Below are 20706 nucleotides of genomic sequence, written 5' to 3'. Positions count from 1 at the left end.
CGCGATTCTCTACGAAGTTCGCCCTTGCCCTTTCTTGCGGGCGCAATGTCGACGTGGTGTCAGCGCATCGGCTGGCCGGCGATGGCGGCGTGCAGCAGGCGCAGGCTGTGCGGTTCGCTCAGAAAGCGCATTTGCTCGGCAGAACTCGGCGTGGCGCTGTGCATGCGGCTCAGCTGCAGCACGCGTTGGCGGCGTTGTTCGCCGCGCAGGCCGCGGCCCGTATGGCGTGGGCCCAGTGCCTGCAGCGCCAGGGTTGCCAAACGCGGCAGGTCGCCCAGCCAGGTAGTGGCGTTGCTGCGGGCTGCAGGGTGCTTGGCATAACCCCAGGCCTGGCGCAGCACCGAAGGCGAATAGGTTTCTTCCGGGATCAGCAACCAGCCGTGGGCCTGCAAGCGTTTACCCAGTGCGCCCTGGCTGCTCAGCACCGTGAATGGCACGGCCAGCAGCAGCGGCAAGCCCATGGGCAACAGCCACAGTGTGGTGGCGGGCGAGAACCAGGCCACTGTACCCAGCAGTACCAGCACGCCCAGGCCCAGCGGACCGAAGCGCTTGGCAGCATCGCTCCAGGGCAGGTCGCTGGCTTCACGCGGAGGCGAGGTCCACTCCAGTCGCCAGCCAGTCAGCGCACCCAGCACAAACAGGCTGTGCGCAGCCATGCGCAGCGGGGCTTGCAGCATCGACAAGATTGCTTCCAGCAGCGTACTGCCCAGCAGAGCCAAAGTGCCGCCAAAGGCGCGCTGTTCACCGCGCAGCAATACCGCTGCCAGGCCCAGCACCCGTGGCAGGGCCAGCATCAAGGCGGTAGAGGCCCAGAGCGTCACCACGCTGTGGTTGGACCACACATTTATTTCGCTGTCGTGCAGCCACAGCGCAGCGCCCAGCACCACATACAGCAGCCACAGCGGCGCCGATACATAGGCCATGGCCCCGGTGCCCAGCATGGCACGGTGTACGGCCTGCAAGCCGGGTTCAGCCAACAGGCGAGCATTCTGCAGATTGCCCTGGCACCAGCGGCGGTCGCGTTGCAACTCGGCCAGCAGATGCGGTGGTTGCTGCTCGTAGCTGCCGTCCAGATCATTCACCAGCCAGACTTCGTAGCCGGCGCGGCGCATCAAGGCGGCTTCGACAAAGTCATGCGACAGGATTTCGCCCGCCAGCGCGCCCTTGCCGGGCAGGGTGGCCAAAGCGCAATGCTCCATGAACGGGGCAATGCGGATGATGGCGTTGTGGCCCCAGTAATGGGCTTCGCCCAGTTGCCAGAACTGCATGCCGGCGGTAAACAAGCGGCCGGTAACCCGGCTGCCAAACTGCTGTGCCCGGGCATGCAGGGTGGCGTGGCCGCAGGCGCGGGGTGCGGTTTGTAAGATGCCGGCGCGCGGATGGGCTTCCATCAAGCGGGCCAGAGTCACCAGGGTGTCGCCGCTCATCACGCTGTCGGCGTCCATCACCACCATGTAGCGGTAGCCACGGCCCCAGCGGCGGCAAAAGTCGGCCACATTGCCGGCCTTGCGGCGGGTCCGGTGCTGGCGCCAGCGGTAGTGCACGCGTATCGTGCTGCCACCGGCTTGCAGCTGGTCGCGCAGGTCTTGCCAGGCGGTGAGCTCGGCGGCGCGCAGGGCTGGGTCATTGCTGTCCGACAGCACAAACACATCGAACAGGCGCTCGGCCCCCGACGCCACCAGCGACTCGCAGGTGGCGCGCAGCCCGGCAAACACCGTGGTCACGTCTTCGTTGCAGATCGGCATGATGACGGCCGTGCGCGCATCGGCCGGCAGGGTTACGCCCTCGGCACTGCGCGCCGACAGCGCATGGCGGTCGCCGCGCAATGTGACGATAAAGCCCATCACCGCCGTCACCGTGCCCGCCGAGACCCAGGCAAACAGCAGCGCAAACAAGCCTAGTTGGGCTGCCAGCATCAAATCGGAACCAGCCCCGGGTTGCGCACGCCACAGCAGAGCGGTGGCAAACACGGTGGCGGCCAGAATCCAGAACATCAGCCAGCGCCGGCGTTGCTGGGCTGCGGCTTCCCAGGCCGGAGCCTGGGCTTGCAGTCGCGCCGCGCTAGCACGCCAGGGGGCATCGGCCGGGGCTTGTTCACCCTGCAGCCGGCGTACAAAGCCGAGCCAGGGTTGCGCGAGCATGGAGCCGCGTTGGATCGGCGGCATGCCGGGCGGCGTGGAGCGGGAGTAGGAGCGTGTAGTCATAGGGGTACCAGGATGTGGGTCCATGTTTCGCTGATGGTGTTGGGGCCGGAGCTGAGGTAGGCACGCAGTTCCACGGGGCGGCTGGCGTCCACGGGTTTCACGCGCAGAGCCAGGCGCCAGGCACCGGTGGCCTCTACGCGGTAGACGTTTTGTTCGGTGATCTGGCCATTGCTGTCGGCGCTGGCAATGGCGCGTACTTCGCCGGTTTTGGGCAGATCGGGGCCGGTGAAGTCGACGATCAGCTGCTGCTCGTTGGGCGCCAGGGCAGCAAAGCTGCGGCCCACGCGGGTCTGGGCAACCCAAGCGGCCGGTGGGCGCTGCTGGGCATCGCCTTGCCAGGCTACCTGCCAGCCAATGTCCAGCGGCTGGCCGGGCATGGGCAATTTGGCGGGCACCCAGTAGGCAACGATGTTGTCGTGGGTTTCGTCAGGGGTGTGCAACTGCACCAGTTCCACCCGGCCTGCGCCCCAGTCGCCGGTGGGCGTAACCCAGGCGGATGGGCGGCGTTCGTAGCTGGCTTCGCTGTCTTCATAGCTGCTGAAGTTACGGTCGCGCTGCATCAGGCCAAAGCCTTTGGGCGATTGGGTGGTGAACGAGGTGACCAGCGGGCTGCGCGGGTTCTGCAGCGGGCGCCACAGCCATTCGCCTTCGCCGCTGGCGACCATCAGGCCGTCGGAGTCATGCACCTCGGGGCGGAAGTCATCCCGGCTCGGCTGGTTTTCACCAAAGGTGAACATGCTGGTCAACGGTGCGATGCCCAGCGTCTTGATCGGGTTCTTGCCGGCGTCGCGCAGGTACAGGCGGGCCTGTACCTTCATGGTGGTGGTGCTGCCGGGCTGGATTTCAAAGCGATAAGCGCCGCTGACCCGGGGCGAGTCCAGGAGGGCCAGCACGTTCAGCGCTGTAGAGCCGGCCGTGGGTTTTTCGATCCAGAAGTCGGTAAAGCGCGGAAACTCTTCTGGGCCGCCGCCAGCGGTGTCTACCGCCAAGCCACGGGCCGATAGGCCGTAGTGCAGCCCGGTGCTCAGCGCACGGAAGTAGCTGGCGCCCTGGAACACCACCAGCTCGTCCTTGTACGCCGGGTTGTTCAGCGGGTAATGCACCCGAAAACCGGCGTGGCCAATATCGCCCCAGGTTTCGGGCTTCAAGGTGTTGGCGCCGTAGGTGAAGTCTGATGGGTTGAAGCGGAAAGGGCGGTCGCCCTCGGCCGTGATTTCATGCATGCGCACCGGCTCGGTCTGGTACTTGCCCAGATGAAAGAACATCAGTTCATACGGCAGTTGATCGCTGCGCCAGGCGGCCCGCTCGGGCTTGAATCGGATGTCGCGCATCTGGTCGTAGCTCAGCTGGCGCAGCACATCTGGGGTGCGGCTGGGCGTGGGGCGGTAGGGCTGGGCGGCCAGGGCCCTGGCGCGTTCGCCTACGGTGTCAAAGTCGGTACGGCCCGGAGCGGCAAGCACTGCCATGGGGGCGGCGAGCAGCAGCGCGGCCAGCGAAAGATGGTGTCGTTGAGCGTGTAGTTGAGGGTTCATTGCACGTATTAGTGCAAACCCTGTGCCACTCAAAAATACCTATGCAAATCAACTACTTGGCATGCTTTGTGAGCGTATTCCTACAAGCTGCTTGGGCAAAACCGTCGCCGATTGGCGACAGGCTGTGGGGCCTGGCCCGGGCCTGGGCCGTAAGTAGCTGATTTGTAAAGATAAATAGCCTGTCGCTAGTCGGCGACAGGCGGTTCTGGGGTGTCGCCGTCCGGCGACTCGCCGCGGTACAGGCCAGGCGTCAGCCCGTGTTTTTGCAGCAGGCGGTAGAACTCGGTGCGGTTGCGCTCGGCCAGCCGGGCCGCGTCGGCCACCTGGCCGTCGGTCAGCTTGAGCAGCCCCACCAAGTAGCTGCGCTCGAAGCGGTTGCGCGCCTCGGTAAAGCCCAGCACCTCGACTGTGGGCACCCGCAAGGCACGTTGCACCAGGGCCAGCGGCACCAGCGGCGTGGTGGCCAGCGCGCAGACCTGTTCGACCACGTTGTGCAGCTGCCGCACATTGCCCGGCCAGGCCGCGGTGGACAGCAGGCTCAGCGCGTCGGGCGCAAAACCCTTCAGCGGCTTGCTGTACTTGGTGGCCAGGCGCTGCAAAAAGTGCTGGGCCAGCAGGGCAATGTCTTCGCGCCGTTCGGCCAGCGGTGGCAGGGTCAGCGTGACCACGTTCAGCCGGTAATACAGGTCTTCGCGGAAGTCGCCCTGGGCCAGCGCAGCATCCAGGTCGCGGTGGGTGGCCGACAAGATCCGCACGTCCACCGCGATCGACTGCTGGGCGCCCACCGGCCGCACCTGGCGCTCCTGCAGCACGCGCAGCAGCTTGACCTGCAGCGCCGGCGGCATGTCGCCGATTTCGTCCAGAAACAGGCTGCCGCCATCGGCGCTCTGGAACAGACCGCGGTGGTGGGCCACTGCGCCGGTGAACGCACCCTTGACGTGGCCAAACAGTTCGGACTCCAGCAGCGCCTCGGGGATGGCGCTGCAGTTCACCGCTACGAACGGGCCGTGGGCGCGTGGACTGGCGCGGTGGATTGCCTGGGCCAGCAGTTCCTTGCCGCTGCCGCTTTCGCCGCGTATCAGCACCGATGCATCGCTGGGGGCCACCAGCCGGGCTTCGGAAAGCACCTCGTCCATCACCGCCGAGCGGCTGACGATCTCGGCCCGCCAGGCTTCGCCGGCCGAGCCCGCCACCGGCCGGGCTGCGGCCGACAAGGCCAGCGCGCGCTCCACCGCGGCCATCAGCTCCTTGCCGTCAAACGGCTTGGTCAGGTAGCTGAAGACGCCGCGCAGCGTGGCATCTACCGCGTCGGGGATGCTGCCGTGGGCGGTCAGCAGGATCACCGGCAGCCCGGGCAGCCGGGCCTGCACCGCGTCGAACAACGCCAGGCCGTCCATGCCGGGCAGGCGTACGTCGCTCAGCACCAGCTGCGGCCGCAGCACCTCCAGCCGGGCCAGGGCCGCCTCCGCGCTGTCCACTGCAGTCACGCCATAGCCGGCCGCGCCCAGGCGCAGCGACAGCAGCCGCAGCATGTCGGCATCGTCGTCCACCACCAGGATCTTGGTCAGGCTCTTGCCGTTGGTGGCTTTTCGGTCCGTGCTGGTCGGGGGTTTCTGGTTCATGGCGCTTTGTCCAGGCGGCGCGGCGCCAGCGACCGTTCGATGGCCTTCAGCGCCTCCAGTTGTTCGTTCAGCTGGTCGATGCGGCGCTGGCTGTCGCGCAGCTGCTGCGATTGGCGCGCCACCTGTTCTTCCAGCCGCTTTTGCTCACCGGCCCGGGTGGCGAGCAGCCGCGCCCAGTCGCCCCAGGGCTGGGCGGCGGGATCGGTCGACTGCTGCAGCTGCTCCAGCAAGGGCAGGGCGCGGTTGACATCGCCCGGCGTGCGGGTGTTCATCCACACCAGGGCCAGGTGCACCGTGCTGGCGGGGTTGGGGGGCTCGGCCGCCAGGCGGGCGGCCAGGGCGGGCAGGGTGTCGGGGGCGGCCACCCGCAAAGCCTCTTGCCAGCGCAGCAGCTGGCGCCCGGCTTCGTCGGCCGGGGCCGGCTGCGCTGGCGCGGGTGGGGCAACTATCTGCACTGCGGGCGCAGGCGGTGGCACGGCGACCGGGGCAGGGACCACGGGCGGTGGAGGCGCCGGCGGCGGCAGTACCACCGAGCTGCAGGCGGCCAGGGTGAGCAGACTCAATAGGCCGAGTCGGCGAAGCATTGGCTCATGCATGGGAATTTTCCAACGGCAAAAGGATTTGAAAGCAGGCGCCCGCCGCATCGGCGGCGAGCCGGACCTGACCCCCGTGGGCGCTGACTTGTTCGCGCACGATGGACAGGCCGATACCGCTGCCACGGGCCTGGCCCTGGGGCTGCAGGCTGCCGCGGTAAAACGGATCGAAGATATGTTCGCGGTCGGCCGCCGGTACGCCGGGGCCGTTGTCGCTGATTTGCAGCACCGCCTTGTCGCCCAGCGTGCCCACCCACCAGCGGATGCGGCCGCCCGACGGACTGAAGCGGATGGCGTTGGACAGCAGATTGCCCAGCGCTGCCCCCAGGCGTTCGGGGTCTACCGGCTGGACCAGCGCTACATCGCCTTCCACCGCCACCGACAGGCTGCGCGCCTGCCAGCTCAGGCGCTGGGCTTGCACCACCTGCTCGACCAGGCTGCGCAGCGGGGTCGGTCGGCGCTGCAGCCGGCGTGCGTCAAAGGCGGCGGCGTTGTAGCGCAGTAGGTCTTCAATCTGCTGCTGCAGCACGCTGGTGTTGTGCTGCAGGATGCCGACGATCTCGGCCTGCTCGGCGCCCAGCGTGCCGCCCACTCCCTCTTGCAGCAGCGACACAGCTTCGCTCACGGCGGCCAGTGGGGTCTTGAGCTCGTGCGAGGTGTGGCGCAAAAAGCGGGCCTTGTCTTCGTCCAGCTCGGTCAGGCGCAGGCGCAGCCAATCGAGCTGGCGGCCCAGGCTGGACAGGTCGGCCGGGCCGCGGATGTTCACCGGCTCGGCCAGCCGGCCTTCGCCCAGCGCCACGATGGCCTGGCCCAGGCGCCGCAGCGGCCGGGTCAGCCACAAGCCAAACGCCAGCGCCGCCACCGCGGCGGCCACGATGGCCACCAGCACCTGCTGCACCTGCCGGTTGCGCTGGGTTTCCAGCGCGTCCTGCACCTCCTGGTTGCGCTGGCTGATGCTTTGCTGCACCTGCTGGGTCAGGCTGCGCAAGATGTTTTCCAGCGCGCGGAATTCGGTGGCCACGGCCTGCTCGCGCGCGGCCAGGTCCAGCCGCTGGTCGGCCAACTGGCTGCGCACGCGCACCGCCCCGGCCAGCCATTGCTGGGTCAGCACCTGGGTTGGCGGGTACTGGCCCAATGGCAGCAGCAGGGTCTGCGCCTGGTTGGCCGCGTCGTCGAAGCGCTGGCGCAACGCGTCGTCGCCCAGCACCAGGTACTGGCGGGCCGCGCGTTCCATGTCGGTGCTGCGCTCGGCCAGGCCGCGGGTCGACAGATTCAGCTGGATGCTTTGCTGCCCGGCTTCGCGGCTCTTGGCCAGCAGGCCTTGCAGCGCCTGCAAGCCGCTGAGCGATACCGCGCCCAGCAGCACGGACATCAGCACAAAAGCCAGCAACAGCAGTTGGCGAAAAGAGGCACGTAACATCAAGGGGAGGGTGGTCCAGTCGGGCAGCGCGGCGGATGGCGCTGCTGTCGGCCCAGTATAAAAGGGTGTGCTGCGCTGCAGCATATGCAAGGCCATCCTCTCGGCCTCCGTCGCGGTCATGCCCGGGCTATGCTGTGCAAGCTTGGCCTTCGCACCCTTGCCTGCGGTTTATAAGCTTTTTAGGCCTCCAGCGCATATTCCATCAGCGCTGGCAGCTATCAATTGAATAGTGAAATGACTTTGCCCTCAGACACCCCGGCCAATGCGCCCCTCACCCTGGCCCAGGCCCGTCTGCTGCAGCTGGCCGCCCAGGGCTTGCTGACCACGCCGCGCCGGGCGGCCACCCCGCTGGCGCTGCGCGACTGCATCGCCCGCATGCAGCTGCTGCAGATCGACACCATCAGCGTGGTGGCGCGCAGCCCGTATCTGGTGCTGTTCTCTCGGCTGGGCGCCTACCCGCAGGCCTGGCTGGACGCGGCCCTGGCAGATGGCCATCTGTTCGAAACCTGGGCCCACGAAGCCTGCTTTGCGCCGACTGACGACGTGCTGCTGCACCGCAGCTACAACCAGCACACGCGCCGGCATTGGAGCCTGCTGAACGGCCAGGCAGTCCAGACCAGCCAGCGCGCACATCTGGACAATCTGCTCGCGCATATCGATGTCAAGGGCCCGGTCAAGTCGTCCGAGTTCGCCCGACAAGACGGTAAGACCGGCAACGGCTGGTGGGACCGCAAGGACGAAAAGCGCTGGCTGGAGGCGCTGTTCGCCAGCGGCGAGCTGATGGTGAAGCGGCGCGACAGCTTCCAACGCGTCTACGACCTCGCGCACCGCGTACACCCGCACCTGGCCGACGCCCAGCTGCCCGAAGCCGCCGCCGTGCACAGACATTTCACCGAGAAAGCCATCCTGGCGCTGGGCATCACCCAGGCCCGCTGGGTGCATGACTACTTCCGCCAGAAGCCGCGCCTGAAGGACGCTGACCTGGATGCGCTGGTGGAGCAGGGCGTGGTGCAGCGCGTGCAAGTGCAGGGCTGGACGCTGCCCGGCTACGTGCACCAGCAGCACGCCGAGCTGCTGCAAACCGCCCAGGCCGGCAAGCTGCGCGCCACCCACACCGCGCTGCTGTCGCCCTTTGACCCGCTGGTCTGGGACCGTGAACGCGCCTCCGCCATGTTCGGCTTCGACTACCGCATCGAGTGCTACACGCCGGAAGACAAGCGCACCTACGGCTACTTCGTGCTGCCCATCCTGCACAAGGGCGCGCTGGTGGGACGGCTGGACGCCAAGGCGCACCGCGCGCAAGGCGTGTTCGAGGTGAAAGCGCTGTTTCTGGAGCCGGGCGTTCGGCTCAGCGACGCGGCGGTGCGGGCGGTGGCGGAGGCGATCCAGCGTTGTGCGGCTTGGCATGGGACGCCGGAAGTGCGGCTGGGGCGGACGGAGCCGAGTGGGCTGGCGACGCAGCTGCGCCAGGCCTTGCTGGCTTAGCGTTGCGGCGTAGGAGCAGGCCTACCCGTGGGCAGTGTGCTGTCTGATAGTGGCTGGTCTGCACCGGAGCAGGATGGACACTTTCAACCCACAAGGAGTCCGCCATGGCGACACCCCAAAAAACCCTCATCGACCTGGAAAACAAGTTTTGGCAGTCCATGGTCGACCAGGACACGGACACAGCGCTGGAAATGCTCAGCGAGCCCGCGCTGATGGTCAGCGCCCAAGGCGCGATGCAGTTCGACCACGCCAGCTACCGCAAGATGGCCGAGCAAGGCACGATGGTCATCACATCCTTCGAGCTCAGCGACATGGAAGTCATGTTCCCCAACGACGCCACCGCCATCCTCACCTACCGCGTCAAGCAGGCCATGGCTACCAAGGGCAAGAGCAAGACGACCGAGCAAGTGATGCACGACACTTCGACCTGGGTGCAGAAGGGCAAAGCGTGGCAGTGTGTAATGCATACCGAAACGCCGGTGGAGGCGGGGCATAAGCTGCATTGACTGACTTGACCCCGTTTTCCGGGGCAGGTCAGTCAATGGGTGGTTTCATCTCACTTCTTCTTGCCAGTTTCCGCTCGCTCTTTTCGAATCGCCTCATGGTCGGCGTAGCTCACCACCATACCCGCGCATCGTTGGTTTAGGGCAGCAGTCCATGCATTGAACCTGTGTTGTTCCTGGTTCAGCCTCTCGGCCTCTTTGTTTGACGTGCTGACTTGTGTGTTCAGCGCCTGGATCTTCTCGTTGAAGGCGACAACTGCCGCTTCGTCAGATGCATTAACCAATGGTTGAGTGGCCACATGGGCTTGCATTTCATCTTGGATGCGTTTGAGGTTGGCGCTATGCGTTTCTGACTCATTAGTCAGAAAACTACGCTTGTTCTTTAATTCGTCGTCTTCTTTTTGGCAAGCACGGTATTCGTCCCGGGTTGAAAGTTTGGGTGTCTTTGGTGTTTGGGCATGGATTGCTCCAAACGAAAAGAGCAGCGAGATGATGACAAGGAACGGGAGTTTCAACATGCGTGGTGGTTGGAGCTTGGATGGAGGCTAAGGTATTTCTTAGGACTATAGCGGCCGGCCTTTCTGGTTGCGCTGCGCCGCATCCCGTACCCGCCCCAGTAGCCTCTTGCGTATCAACCCACTCACCGGTCGAATCAACCACCAGTACGGCGTAAACCGCCGCAAGGAAGGCCGGTCGTTGCAAAACACCCGAGTCTCGGTGCGCAGCCAGGTGCGTCCATCTGCCGCGGCTTCGGTGCTGAAGTTCAGCACCAGCTTGGCCACACCGGGTTCGGAAAACTGGATGAATGCGTCCGCGTTCGCAATCCGGGCCTGGCCGAAGTCGGCCTGCCAGAACTTGCCCACCAGGCCGATGGCGACTTCTTGATCTCCGTCGCGGCCCAGCGGCGTGAAGTTGTGGATGCCAAACGCAGGCTGCCGCTGCAGCCCGCTGTGTCCACCTAGAGCGCCCCACGCACGGTCGGGCAACTCGCGTAGCTGGATGAAGCGGCGTGTCCACGGGTCTTCGCTGATCTCGGGCCGGAGTGCGGCGTCCAATAGGGCAGCGGGCTCGGCGCTGGTCAACAGCTGGTGCTTCTCACAGAACTGGTAGCGGGGCAGGAGCTGGTCGATCAAGGCCATGGGGTAGACGGTTGTTCAGACAAGTATCGCCGCCGCCGTGGGGCGTGGCCGGCCGGGCCGGTTTGCCGGTGTTGTTCCTGCGAGACGGGGGCGACATCTGTGGCGCACGCTGAAGGGCAGGGCTAGCGAAATTTAAGCATTTCAGGCCCGCAGCGCATATTCCACCTGCGCAAGTAGCTATGAATAATGTAGCTTGCAGGCCCTGGGCATGCACCCGTTCGCTGCTGCTTCTGGCTCATTGCAGCTGTTGAAAAAGAGGACTGGGCAGCCGGCCTGCGCTTTCTGCGCATTCATTTGCCCCACTGTGTGCCAACGCACATACGGCACCGTCGGCAATCGAAACACTCGGGCCATCTTGCATCGGCGCTGGACAGCGTGGATGCAGGACGTCGGCCCGGGTACCCCAAAGCTGGTTTGCTTACCTTGCTCGCCCTCAGCGTCAGCACATTACAAAGTAAATCAAATGCATATATTCAAAAGCTACCCGCGGGTTCTTCCGTGGGCTGTAGCGTTGGCGGTGGGTACCTTGTCCGCATGTGGCGGAGGGCGCGACCCGGTTCTGGGCACCGGCAGCAATGTAGGCATGGCGCCGGCAGTGACGAGCGCCAGCCCACTGCCAGGGGCCAGCCTGGTACCGCTCAACACCAAGAAGATCATCGTGGGCTTCAGCAAGGCAATGGACGGCAGCACGCTGACGGCCAGCGCCTTCACGCTGGCCTGCCCGACGGGCACGCCGGTCAGTGGCGTGGTGGGCTATGACGCAGCCTCCCGGCTGGCCACGCTCTCACTGCCGTCCACATCCACCTTGCCGCCCAGCGTGCTGTGTACCGCCACGGTCAGCACGGCAGCCAAGGACAGCCTAGGTTTTGCACTGACCAGCAACTACGTGTGGATCTTTACCACTGGCGTGACCAGCGACCTGACGGCGCCCACGGTTACCGGCACCATCCACGCCAATGGCGCCACCGGCGTGCCAACCAACACCCGCGTAGGGGCAACGTTCAGCGAGGCGATAGACCCGTCCAGCATCAACGCCGCCACCTTTGGCTTCAAGCAAGGTGCGACGGTGGTGGCGGGCACAGTATCGTCCTCGGGCTCCAACGTTGTCTTTACGCCTGCTGCGGCACTGACGCCTAACACCACCTACACCGCCACCTTGAGCACGGGTGCCATGGACTTGGCGGGCAATGCCCTGGCCAGCCCGTATGTGTGGAGCTGGACCACTGGCGCCACGGCAGACACCAGCGCTCCCACCGTCAGCCTGATGTACCCCGCAGACAACGCCACCCAGGTGGCGACCAGCAGTGCACCCAGCGCTACCTTCAGCGAGGCCATGGATGCGAGCAGCATCAACGCCGCGAACTTCACGGTGGCGGGCGTGTCCGGCCAGGTAAGCTTTAACGCCCAGAGCCAGGTAGCAACCTTCACCCCTTCCAGCCCATTGGCCAACAACACGACGTACACCGCCACCCTCAAAGGTGGTACCGGCGGAGTGCAGGATATTGCGGGCAACCCACTGGCCGTTGACAAGGTGTGGCGCTTTACCACCACCGCAGTGACGGTGCTGCAGCCCAGCATCAACCTGGGTTCGGCCGCACCCTTTGGTACGTTTGGCGGCACCGCGGGCATGACCAATACCGGGATCACGACGCAGATAAATGGCGACATCGGCACCATTGCCACCGGCACCTCGTCGATCCAAGGCTTCCATGACAAGAATGGCGACATCTACACCGAGACGCTGGCCAACATCGGCGCGGTGAACGGCACCATCTTCACCTGTACCAACTCGGTCACCGGTCCCACCGCCGCCGGCCCAAATGCAGCGGCCTGCGCCGTGGCCACCCAGGCCCGGCTGGATGCCCAAACCGCCTACCTGGCCTTGGTGGCGATGCCGCCTGGTGCCAACCCCGGTGCCAACCTGGCGAACCTGACGCTGGCACCCGGCGTCTACACCGCGCCCAGCGGCTCATTCATGGTGGAAGGCGGTGACCTCACACTGGACGCCCAAGGCAACGCGAATGCGGTGTGGGTGTTCCAAATGGCCACGACGCTGACGGTGGGCGGCCCTGGTGCGGCCTTTCCCCAGCGCATCGTGTTGGCGGGCGGTGCGCAGGCCAAGAACATCTATTGGCAGGTGGGCTCGTTTGCCACCATCAACGCGGCGGGTGGCGGCAGCATGTCGGGCACCATCATCACGCAGACCGGAGCCGCGTTCTCCACCGTGGGCAATACCGTGCCGGTGACGCTGAACGGCCGCATCTTGTCGCTGGGTGCGTCGGTGACGCTGGTGGACACGTTCATCAACGTGCCTGCTCCTTGATTGCGCCAGCCTTCCCACACCCTTCTGGAGAACGACATGAACTTTAAAAAAACCTCGGGTGCGCTGGCCTGCGCTGCGCTCACCGCAGTGGCCAGCCCGATGGCCTTGGCCGACAGTACCGGCTGGTACGGCGGCGCCAGCGTGGGCCCAACCCGGGCCAATATCGACAACGAGAGGATCAGCAACAGCCTGCTGGGCAACGGCTTTAGCGCGGTTGCGATCGACGAGGATGGCCGCAGCACCGGCTACAAGATTTTTGGCGGCTACCAGTTCAACCGTAATTTCGCGCTGGAAGGCGGGTATTTCGATCTGGGCAAGTTTGGCTTTAACGCGACCACGGTGCCTGCCGGCCGCTTGCAGGGTGACATCAAGCTGCGCGGTTTGAACCTAGACCTGGTCGGCACGCTGCCTCTCACCGACAAGTTCTCTGCGCTGGCCCGCGTAGGTGCCAACTACGCCCGGGCGTCTGACCGCTTCTCGGGCACCGGAGCCGTGGCGGTGAACGACCCCAACCCCCGCAAGCGCGACACCAACCTCAAGCTGGGCCTGGGCGTGCAATATGCGTTCAGCGATTCTTTGGCGATGCGCGCCGAGGTTGAGCGCTACCGCGTCAACGATGCCGTGGGCAACAAGGGCGATGTCGACATGGTGTCGGTCGGCCTGGTGTACCGCTTTGGCGGCCCCGTGTCGGCACCGGTGGCGAGGGCGGCCATGCCCGAACCTGTGGCGCCGGCGCCCCAGCCGCAGGTGGTGGCCACACCCGCGCCCATGTCGCTCCCCACACCTGCGCCACCTCCACCGCCACCCATGAAGGTGACGATTGCTGCGGATTCCCTGTTCGCCTTCGACAAAGCCACGGTCACGCCTGCGGGGCGGCAGGCGCTGGACGCATTCGCGGCCGACGTGAAGAACCTGCAGTTCGACACCATCATGGTTACCGGGCACAGCGACCGCATCGGCTCGCATGCCTACAACATGAAGCTGTCTACCCGCCGCGCCGAGGCGGTGTCCGCCTATCTGGTGCAGTCTGCGGGCATTCCCGCCGCCAAGATGCTGTCCAAAGGCGTGGATGGGGCCGACCCCGTGACCAAGCCCGGGGATTGCAAGGGCAGCAAAGTGAGCAAAGCCTTGATCGCCTGCCTGCAACCCGACCGCCGGGTCGAGCTGGAAGTCGTCGGCACGCGCTAAAAAGGCGGTATCGGCGCAAGGGTGCGCGGCAAGCCTATTGCCGCGCACCCGGATAATCGCCGGATATGTTGAAAATTGAATTCCCCGCTTCGCTACCCGTCTCAGAACGGCGCGAAGAGATAGAAGCCGCCATTGCCGCCCACCAGGTGGTCATCATCTGCGGCGAAACCGGCTCCGGCAAAACCACCCAGCTCCCCAAGATCGCCCTGGCCATGGGCCGCGGCAAACTGAACTACCCCGAAGGCCAGCGCGGCAAGCTGATCGGCCACACCCAGCCGCGGCGGATTGCCGCCAGCTCGGTGGCCAAACGGATTGCCGAAGAGCTGAAGACGCCACTGGGCGATGTGGTCGGCTTCAAGGTGCGCTTCCAGGACCGCCTGGGCCGCGACGCCTCGGTGAAGCTGATGACCGACGGTATCTTGCTGGCCGAGACGCAGACCGACCCGCTACTGAACGCCTACGACACCATCATCATCGACGAGGCGCACGAGCGCAGCCTGAACATCGACTTCTTGCTCGGCTACCTGCGCCAGATCCTGCCGCGCCGGCCGGACCTGAAGATCATCGTCACCTCCGCCACCATCGACGCGGATCGGTTTGCCAAACACTTTGAATCGGCCAAGGGGCCGGCGCCGGTGATCATGGTGTCGGGCCGCATGTTCCCGGTGGAACAGCGCTATCGGCCGTTCGAGGAAAGCCGTGACTACGGCTTGAACGAGGCCATCGCCGACGGCGTGGACGAGCTTTGGCGCGATCCGCACAACGCCGGCGACATCCTGATCTTCCTGCCCGGCGAGCGCGAAATCCGCGAGGCGGCCGACCATTTGCGCAAGCATGTGTCGCACCAGCCGGTGTTCCGCAGCGCCGAGGTGCTGCCGCTGTTTGCCCGGCTCAGCCCGGCCGAGCAGGACCGGATTTTTGACAACCACGCCGGCGGCCGGCGCATCGTGTTGGCGACCAACGTGGCCGAGACCTCGCTCACCGTGCCTGGCATCAGGTACGTGATTGACGCAGGTACGGCGCGCGTGAAGCGCTATTCTTTCCGTAGCAAGGTGGAGCAGCTGCTGGTCGAGCCGATCAGCCAAAGTTCTGCCAACCAGCGGGCTGGCCGCTGCGGCCGGGTCGCCAACGGCATCTGCATCCGCCTGTACGACGAACAGGATTTCAACGGCCGGCCGCGCTTCACCGACCCGGAAATCCTGCGCAGCTCGCTAGCCGGCGTGATCTTGCGCATGAAGTCGCTGCATCTGGGCATCGTGGAGGACTTTCCGTTCCTGGAAAAGCCCCAGGGCCGGGCGATTGCCGACGGTTACCAGCTGCTGGCCGAACTGGGTGCAGTGGACGATGCAAACGAGTTGACTGGCACCGGCAAGGAACTCGCCAAGCTGCCACTGGACCCACGGGTCGGTCGCATGATTCTGGAAGCCCGCGACCGCAGCGCGCTCGACGAGGTACTTGTGATTGCATCGGCCCTGAGCGTGCAGGACGTGCGCGATCGCCCCATGGACCTGCAGGCCCAGGCCGACCAGGCGCACGCCAAGTTCGACGACGACCGCAGCGAGTTCAGCGGCTACCTGAACCTGTGGAAATGGATCAATGACGCCCGGGGCGGAAATGGTGGAGAGGGGAGCGCGCACAAGCTCAGCAACCGCCAGTACGAGCAACTGCTGCGGCAGAACTTCGTCAATATCCGCCGCGTGCGGGAGTGGCGCGACATCTACAGCCAGCTGCACACCGTGGTGGCCGAGCACAAATGGCGCTTGAATGCCGCGCCGGCCAGCTACGAGCAAATCCACCTGTCGATGCTGTCCGGCCTGCTGGGCAATATCGGCTGGAAGACCGAGGGCGACGAGGTTGCGCAGACTGAGTACCTGGGCGCGCGCGGCATCAAGTTCCACCGGCATCCGGGTGCGCATCTGCGCAAGAAGCCGGGCCGCTGGATCGTGGTGGCAGAGCTGGTGGAAACCACGCGCCTGTTCGGCCGCGGCATTGCCGCCATCGAGCCGCAATGGGTGGAGCAGGTCGCAGGCCATTTGCTCAAGAAACAGCTGCTGGACCCGCACTGGGAAAAGAAGGCGTCGGAGGTCACCGCGCTGGAGCGGGCCACGCTGTACGGCATCGTGATCTACAGCGGCCGCCGCGCCAACTTTGGCCGCGTGGACCCGGTGGGCGCGCGCGAGATCTTCATCCGCGAAGCCCTGGTGCAGGGCCAGTGGGACTGCAAGTTCCCGTTCCTCGAAGCCAACCTCAAGCTGATCAAGCAGGTCGAAGACCTGGAGCACAAGGCACGCCGGCAAGACGTGCTGGTCGACGACGAGCTGATCTACGCCTTCTACGACCAGCAGCTGCCGGCCGATGTGTACGGCGGCGCCAGTTTCGAGCGCTGGTACCGCGAGGCGCTGCAGCAGAACCCGAAGCTGCTGATGTTGACCCGCGAGGAGCTGATGCGCCACGAGGCCGCCGGCATTACCACGCAGTCGTTTCCCAAGACCATCCGCCTGGGCGGAGTGGACTGCCTGGCGACCTATCTGCACGAACCCGGCGACGCCAAGGATGGCCTGACCGTCACCGTGCCGCTGTTCGTGCTGAACCAGGTGAACGACGAGCGCTGCGAATGGCTGGTGCCGGGCATGTTGAAAGACAAGATCCAGGCGTTGATCAAGACCCTGCACCAGCGCCCGCGCTCTCGCCTGGTGCCGCTGCCCGACACCGCGGCGAAGATGGCCGAGACGCTGAACGCGCCCGAGCTGTTTGGCCACGGCACGCTGGTCGATGCGGTGCTGAAACTGGTGCGCGCCGCTACCTCGCTGGACATCGTGCGTGCCGACATCAAGGCGGATATGCTGAGTCCGCACATGTTCATGAACTTCCGCGTGGTCGATGAGCATGGCCGCCAACTGGGCACGGGCCGGAACCTCGGCGCGCTGAAGTCCGAGCTGGGCGCGCAGGCGCGCGGGGCCTTCCAGGCGCTGGCGGGTTTGAAGATGGCCAGCAACGCTGCCGCCAAACCAATTTCTAAAGAAAATCAGCCTCTGGCGCAGGTAGCACCTGCGCTAGCAGCTATCAAAACTGCAGCAAAGCCGGCTACTCCGGCGAATCAGCGCTACACCAGCTGGACCTTTGGCGAGCTGCCCGAGCTGCTGGAAATCCAGAAGGGCGGCCAGACGCTGATTGGCTACCCCGGCCTGATCGACGCCGGTGACGCGGTGACCATCGAAGTGTTTGACGAGCCCGAAGTCGCCGCCGCCAAGCACCGTGCCGGCCTGCGCCGCCTGTTCTCGCTGCAGATCAAGGACGCGTTGAAGTACCTGGAAAAGAACATCCCGGACCTGCAGAAAATGGCCGTCACCTTCATGCAGGTCGGCAAGAACGCCGACGGCTCGGGCGGCGGCACGATTGAAGAACTGCGTGCGCAGATCATCGATGTGGCGCTGGACCGCGCATTCCTGCTCGATCCGCTGCCCACCGACGAGTTCGCCTTCAAGCGCCGCATCGAAGAGGGTCGGGGCCGCCTGACCCTGATCGCCAACGAGGTGGCGCGCCTATCACTCACCATACTGACTGAATACGCCACGGCCGCCCGCAAGATCAAGGACACCAAGAACGCACCCGAAGCCACCGCCGACGCCGCCCAGCAGCTGGCGCGGCTGATGCCCAAGCGCTTCTTGGCGAACACGCCCTGGGGCCCGCTGCAGCATTACGCGCGCTACCTGAAGGCCATCACCGCGCGGCTGGACAAATACCGCGCCGACCCGGCCCGAGACGCCACCAAGCTGGCCGAGCTGCGCCCGCAGGAGCAGCGCTACTGGCGACTGGTGGCAGAGCGCAAAGGTGTGGCCGACGCGCGCATGCAGGAATTCCGCTGGCTGCTGGAGGAGCTGCGGGTCAGCTTCTTCGCGCAAGAGCTGAAGACCCCGCAGCCGGTGAGCGCCAAGCGGCTGGACAAAGCCTGGGCCCAGCTGGGCTAGCCGACCTGCGCGATGCGCAGCAGGTTGGTGCTGCCCGACGCGCCGAACGGCATGCCGGCCGCGATGACGATGGTCTGGCCGGATGCGGCGAACTGCTGGGCCACCGCGGTTTGGAGGGCTACTTCGGTCATTTCGCTGACATTGGTCACGTCCTGGCACAGCACCGGGCGCACGCCCCAGACCAGCGCCAGGCGCCGGGCCGTGGCGGGGTTGGGCGTCAGGCCAAGGATGCTGGCCCGCGGCCGTTCGCGCGCCATGCGCAGGGCCGATGCGCCCGAACTGGTGTAGGCCACCATGGTAGCCACGTCCAGCAGCCCGGCCACCGCGTGGGCCGCGTGGCCAATCGCATCGGCGGTGTTTGCGCTGGGCGGGGTGTGCGAGGCGTCTAGCGCGTCGCGGTAGTGCGGGTCGGCCTCGGTCTGGGCGATGATGCGCGCCATCATGGCCACCGACTCGACCGGGAACCGGCCCGAGGCCGATTCGGCCGACAGCATCACCGCATCGGCGCCGTCGTAGATGGCGGTGGCCACGTCCGATGCCTCGGCCCGCGTCGGCACGGGTGCGGCAATCATGGATTCGAGCATCTGCGTGGCCACAATCACCGGCTTGCCGAGCCGGCGGCAGGCGCGGACGATGCGCTTCTGGATCGCAGGCACCTGCTCGGCCGGCATCTCCACGCCCAGGTCGCCGCGCGCCACCATCACCGCATCGGTTTCGGCGAGTATGGCTTCCAGGCTTTCGATGGCGGCCGGTTTTTCCAGCTTGGCGACGATGCCAGCCCGGCCTTGCACGATCTGCTTGACCTCGGTGATGTCGGCCGCGCGCTGCACGAAGGACAGCGCCACCCAGTCGACGCCGAGGCTGAGGCCGAAGTCCAGGTCGGCCTTGTCTTTTTCGGTGAGGGCCGACAGCGGAAGGACCACGCCGGGCACGTTCACGCCTTTGCGGTCGGACAGCTGGCCGCCGTTGATGACCCGGGTTTCTGCATGGTCGGCGCCGCAGCTTTGCACCTCCAGCTTGAGCTTGCCGTCGTCCAGCAGCAGCTCGGCGCCTGGCTTCAGGGCGGCGAAGATCTGCGGGTGTGGCATGGACGCGCGGGTCGCGTCGCCGGGCCGGGCTGCATCCAGGTCCAGACGGAAGGCGGCGCCGTCGAGCAATTGGACCGGCCCGTGGGCGAAGGTGCCGATACGCAGCTTGGGGCCTTGCAGGTCGAGCAGGATGCCAATGGGGCGGCCCAGCTCGGCTTCAATCGCGCGTATCAGCTCGAAGCGCTGGCGGTGGTCGGCGTGCGTGCCATGGCTGAAGTTCAGCCGGAACACGTTGGCACCGGCGCGTACCAGGGCGGTGATGGTGGCGCGGTCGGCGCTGGCCGGGCCGAGGGTGGCGACGATCTTGGCGTTGTGGGAATGTGGCATCGGTAACCTTAGTGGGGGATGGGAGCGTCAATCAGGATGGCGCGGAAGTCGTTGACGTTGGTCAGGGTGGGGCCGGTGATGACCGAGTCGCCCAGCGCCTGGAAGAAGCCGTGGCCGTCGTTGTTGTCCAGGCTGTGGCGCGGGCGTATGCCCTGGGCCCAGGCGCGGGCCAGGGTGTCGGGCGCCAGGGTGGCACCGGCGATTTCTTCGGCGCCGTCCACGCCGTCGGTGTCGCCGGCGATGGCGTGCACGCCGGGCAGGCCATCGAGCGCGACGGCCAACGAGAGCAGGAACTCGACATTGCGGCCGCCTCGTCCCTGGCCCTTGAGGGTTACCGTGGTTTCGCCACCTGACAGCAGCACGCAGGGCGGCTGGAATGGCTGGCCGTGCAGCACGACCTGGCGGGTGATGCCGGCCAGCGCCTTGCCCAGGTCACGGGCTTCGCCTTCCAGGCTGTCGCCCAGGATGTAGGGCGTGTAGCCGGCGGCGCGGGCGACCGCGGCCGCGGCTTCGAGCGCGATCTGTGGTGCGGTGATGGTATACGTGCTGCTGGTTGCCAGCCGCGGATCGCCGGGTTGGATGCTTTCACCCTTGCCGCTTTCCAGCAGCGCGTGCACAGCGGCGGGCACCGGGATGCGGTAGCGCTTGATGATGGCCAGCGCGTCGGCGCAGGTCGTCGGGTCGGCCACGGTGGGGCCAGAGGCGATGTCGATAGGTGCGTCGCCCGGCACGTCGGAGATCAACAGAGTAACCAGGCGCGCCGGGTGGCAGGCAGCGGCCAACCGCCCGCCCTTGACCTGGGACAGATGGCGGCGCACGCAATTCATCTCCGAGATGCTGGCGCCGGATTCGAGCAGGGCGGTGTTGACCGCCTGTTTGTCGCCCAGGGTCAGGCCTTCTGCGGGCGCGACCAGCAGCGAGGAACCGCCGCCGGAGATCAGCGCAATCACCAGGTCGTCGGCACTTAGGCCGCTGACCAGTTGGCGGATGCGCTCGGTGGTACGCAGGCCGGCCTCATCGGGCACGGGATGGGCGGCCTCGGCGATCTCGATGCGCTCGCAGGGCACGGCATAGCCGTAGCGGGTAACCACCAGGCCTTCGAGTGGGCCATCCCAATGCTGCTCCAGCGACCGGGCCATGGCTGCAGAGGCCTTGCCCGCGCCGATGACGATGGTCCGCCCTTTGGGTGGCGCCGGCAGATGGCGCGACAGGCACAGCGCGGGCTGCGCCGCGGCGACAGCCGCATCGAACAGGCTGCGCAGCAGGGGGCGGCGGTCGGGCAATGGTTCTGTGGTCATATGGCTTCCGATCAAG

14 protein-coding genes are annotated in these 20706 nt (G+C 66.1%); 5 read left to right on the top strand and 9 right to left on the bottom strand.

Annotated features, from left to right (window positions below; genetic code table 11):
- Positions 1–59 precede the first annotated feature (59 nt).
- From mdoH to BLT66_RS01695, 5 genes are all read right to left on the bottom strand, one after another.
- Positions 60–2204 carry a glucans biosynthesis glucosyltransferase MdoH gene (mdoH, locus tag BLT66_RS01715; protein ID WP_255406721.1) on the bottom strand — a complete coding sequence of 715 codons (2145 nt, stop codon included), beginning with the start codon at positions 2202–2204 and terminating at the stop codon, positions 60–62.
- Positions 2201–3736: a glucan biosynthesis protein G gene (locus tag BLT66_RS01710; protein WP_176954943.1), complete on the bottom strand. Its 1536-nt coding sequence runs from the start codon at positions 3734–3736 to the stop codon at positions 2201–2203. Before BLT66_RS01710 ends, mdoH begins: the two co-directional genes overlap by 4 nt.
- A gap of 185 nt (positions 3737–3921) precedes the next feature.
- On the bottom strand, positions 3922–5358 hold the full coding sequence (locus tag BLT66_RS01705) for a sigma 54-interacting transcriptional regulator (RefSeq protein ID WP_092754994.1): 1437 nt from the start codon (positions 5356–5358) through the stop codon (positions 3922–3924).
- Complete coding sequence (locus BLT66_RS26730) at positions 5355–5954, bottom strand: hypothetical protein (protein WP_176954929.1); 600 nt, start codon at positions 5952–5954, stop codon at positions 5355–5357. The genes BLT66_RS01705 and BLT66_RS26730 overlap by 4 nt, the downstream gene beginning before the upstream one ends.
- Positions 5947–7491, bottom strand: a complete 1545-nt coding sequence (locus tag BLT66_RS01695) for a HAMP domain-containing sensor histidine kinase (protein WP_255406720.1) — start codon at positions 7489–7491, stop codon at positions 5947–5949. The genes BLT66_RS26730 and BLT66_RS01695 overlap by 8 nt, the downstream gene beginning before the upstream one ends.
- 114 nt (positions 7492–7605) lie before the next feature.
- Here BLT66_RS01695 and BLT66_RS01690 point away from each other — a divergent pair, with 114 nt between their 5' ends.
- Entirely contained in the window at positions 7606–8856 is a 1251-nt protein-coding gene (locus tag BLT66_RS01690; RefSeq protein WP_092754990.1) for a winged helix-turn-helix domain-containing protein, read from the top strand.
- A 104-nt stretch (positions 8857–8960) separates the two neighbouring features.
- On the top strand, positions 8961–9362 hold the full coding sequence (locus BLT66_RS01685) for a nuclear transport factor 2 family protein (protein ID WP_092754988.1): 402 nt from the start codon (positions 8961–8963) through the stop codon (positions 9360–9362).
- A gap of 50 nt (positions 9363–9412) precedes the next feature.
- Here BLT66_RS01685 and BLT66_RS01680 read toward each other — a convergent pair whose 3' ends face one another.
- A complete protein-coding gene (locus BLT66_RS01680) occupies positions 9413–9877 on the bottom strand; it encodes a hypothetical protein (RefSeq protein WP_092754986.1) in 465 nt (154 codons plus the stop codon).
- 45 nt (positions 9878–9922) lie between these two features.
- Positions 9923–10498, bottom strand: a complete 576-nt coding sequence (locus tag BLT66_RS01675; protein WP_092754984.1) for a hypothetical protein — start codon at positions 10496–10498, stop codon at positions 9923–9925.
- 463 nt (positions 10499–10961) lie between these two features.
- On the opposite strand from BLT66_RS01675, the gene BLT66_RS01670 reads away from it, so the two are divergent.
- From BLT66_RS01670 to hrpA, 3 genes are all read left to right on the top strand, one after another.
- A complete protein-coding gene (locus tag BLT66_RS01670; RefSeq protein WP_092754982.1) occupies positions 10962–12821 on the top strand; it encodes an Ig-like domain-containing protein in 1860 nt (619 codons plus the stop codon).
- 36 nt (positions 12822–12857) lie between these two features.
- Positions 12858–14009, top strand: a complete 1152-nt coding sequence (locus BLT66_RS01665) for an outer membrane beta-barrel protein (protein ID WP_092754980.1) — start codon at positions 12858–12860, stop codon at positions 14007–14009.
- 65 nt (positions 14010–14074) lie between these two features.
- On the top strand, positions 14075–17977 hold the full coding sequence (hrpA, locus tag BLT66_RS01660) for an ATP-dependent RNA helicase HrpA (RefSeq protein WP_092754978.1): 3903 nt from the start codon (positions 14075–14077) through the stop codon (positions 17975–17977).
- Here the strand turns inward: hrpA and pyk are convergent.
- Together pyk and BLT66_RS01650 are read right to left on the bottom strand one after the other, a co-directional pair.
- Positions 17974–19392, bottom strand: a complete 1419-nt coding sequence (gene pyk / locus BLT66_RS01655) for a pyruvate kinase (protein ID WP_092754976.1) — start codon at positions 19390–19392, stop codon at positions 17974–17976. The two genes, hrpA and pyk, sit on opposite strands and share 4 nt — an antisense overlap.
- 8 nt (positions 19393–19400) lie before the next feature.
- Positions 19401–20690: a glycerate kinase type-2 family protein gene (locus BLT66_RS01650; RefSeq protein WP_092754974.1), complete on the bottom strand. Its 1290-nt coding sequence runs from the start codon at positions 20688–20690 to the stop codon at positions 19401–19403.
- Positions 20691–20706: the final 16 nt, after the last annotated feature.

Origin of the sequence: Rhodoferax sp. OV413, from assembly GCF_900104385.1 — a bacterium.
GTDB lineage: Bacteria > Pseudomonadota > Gammaproteobacteria > Burkholderiales > Burkholderiaceae_C > Rhodoferax_B.
The sequence above is the reverse complement of the archived record's forward strand: the minus strand, read 5'-3'. Positions and strand labels throughout refer to the sequence as shown.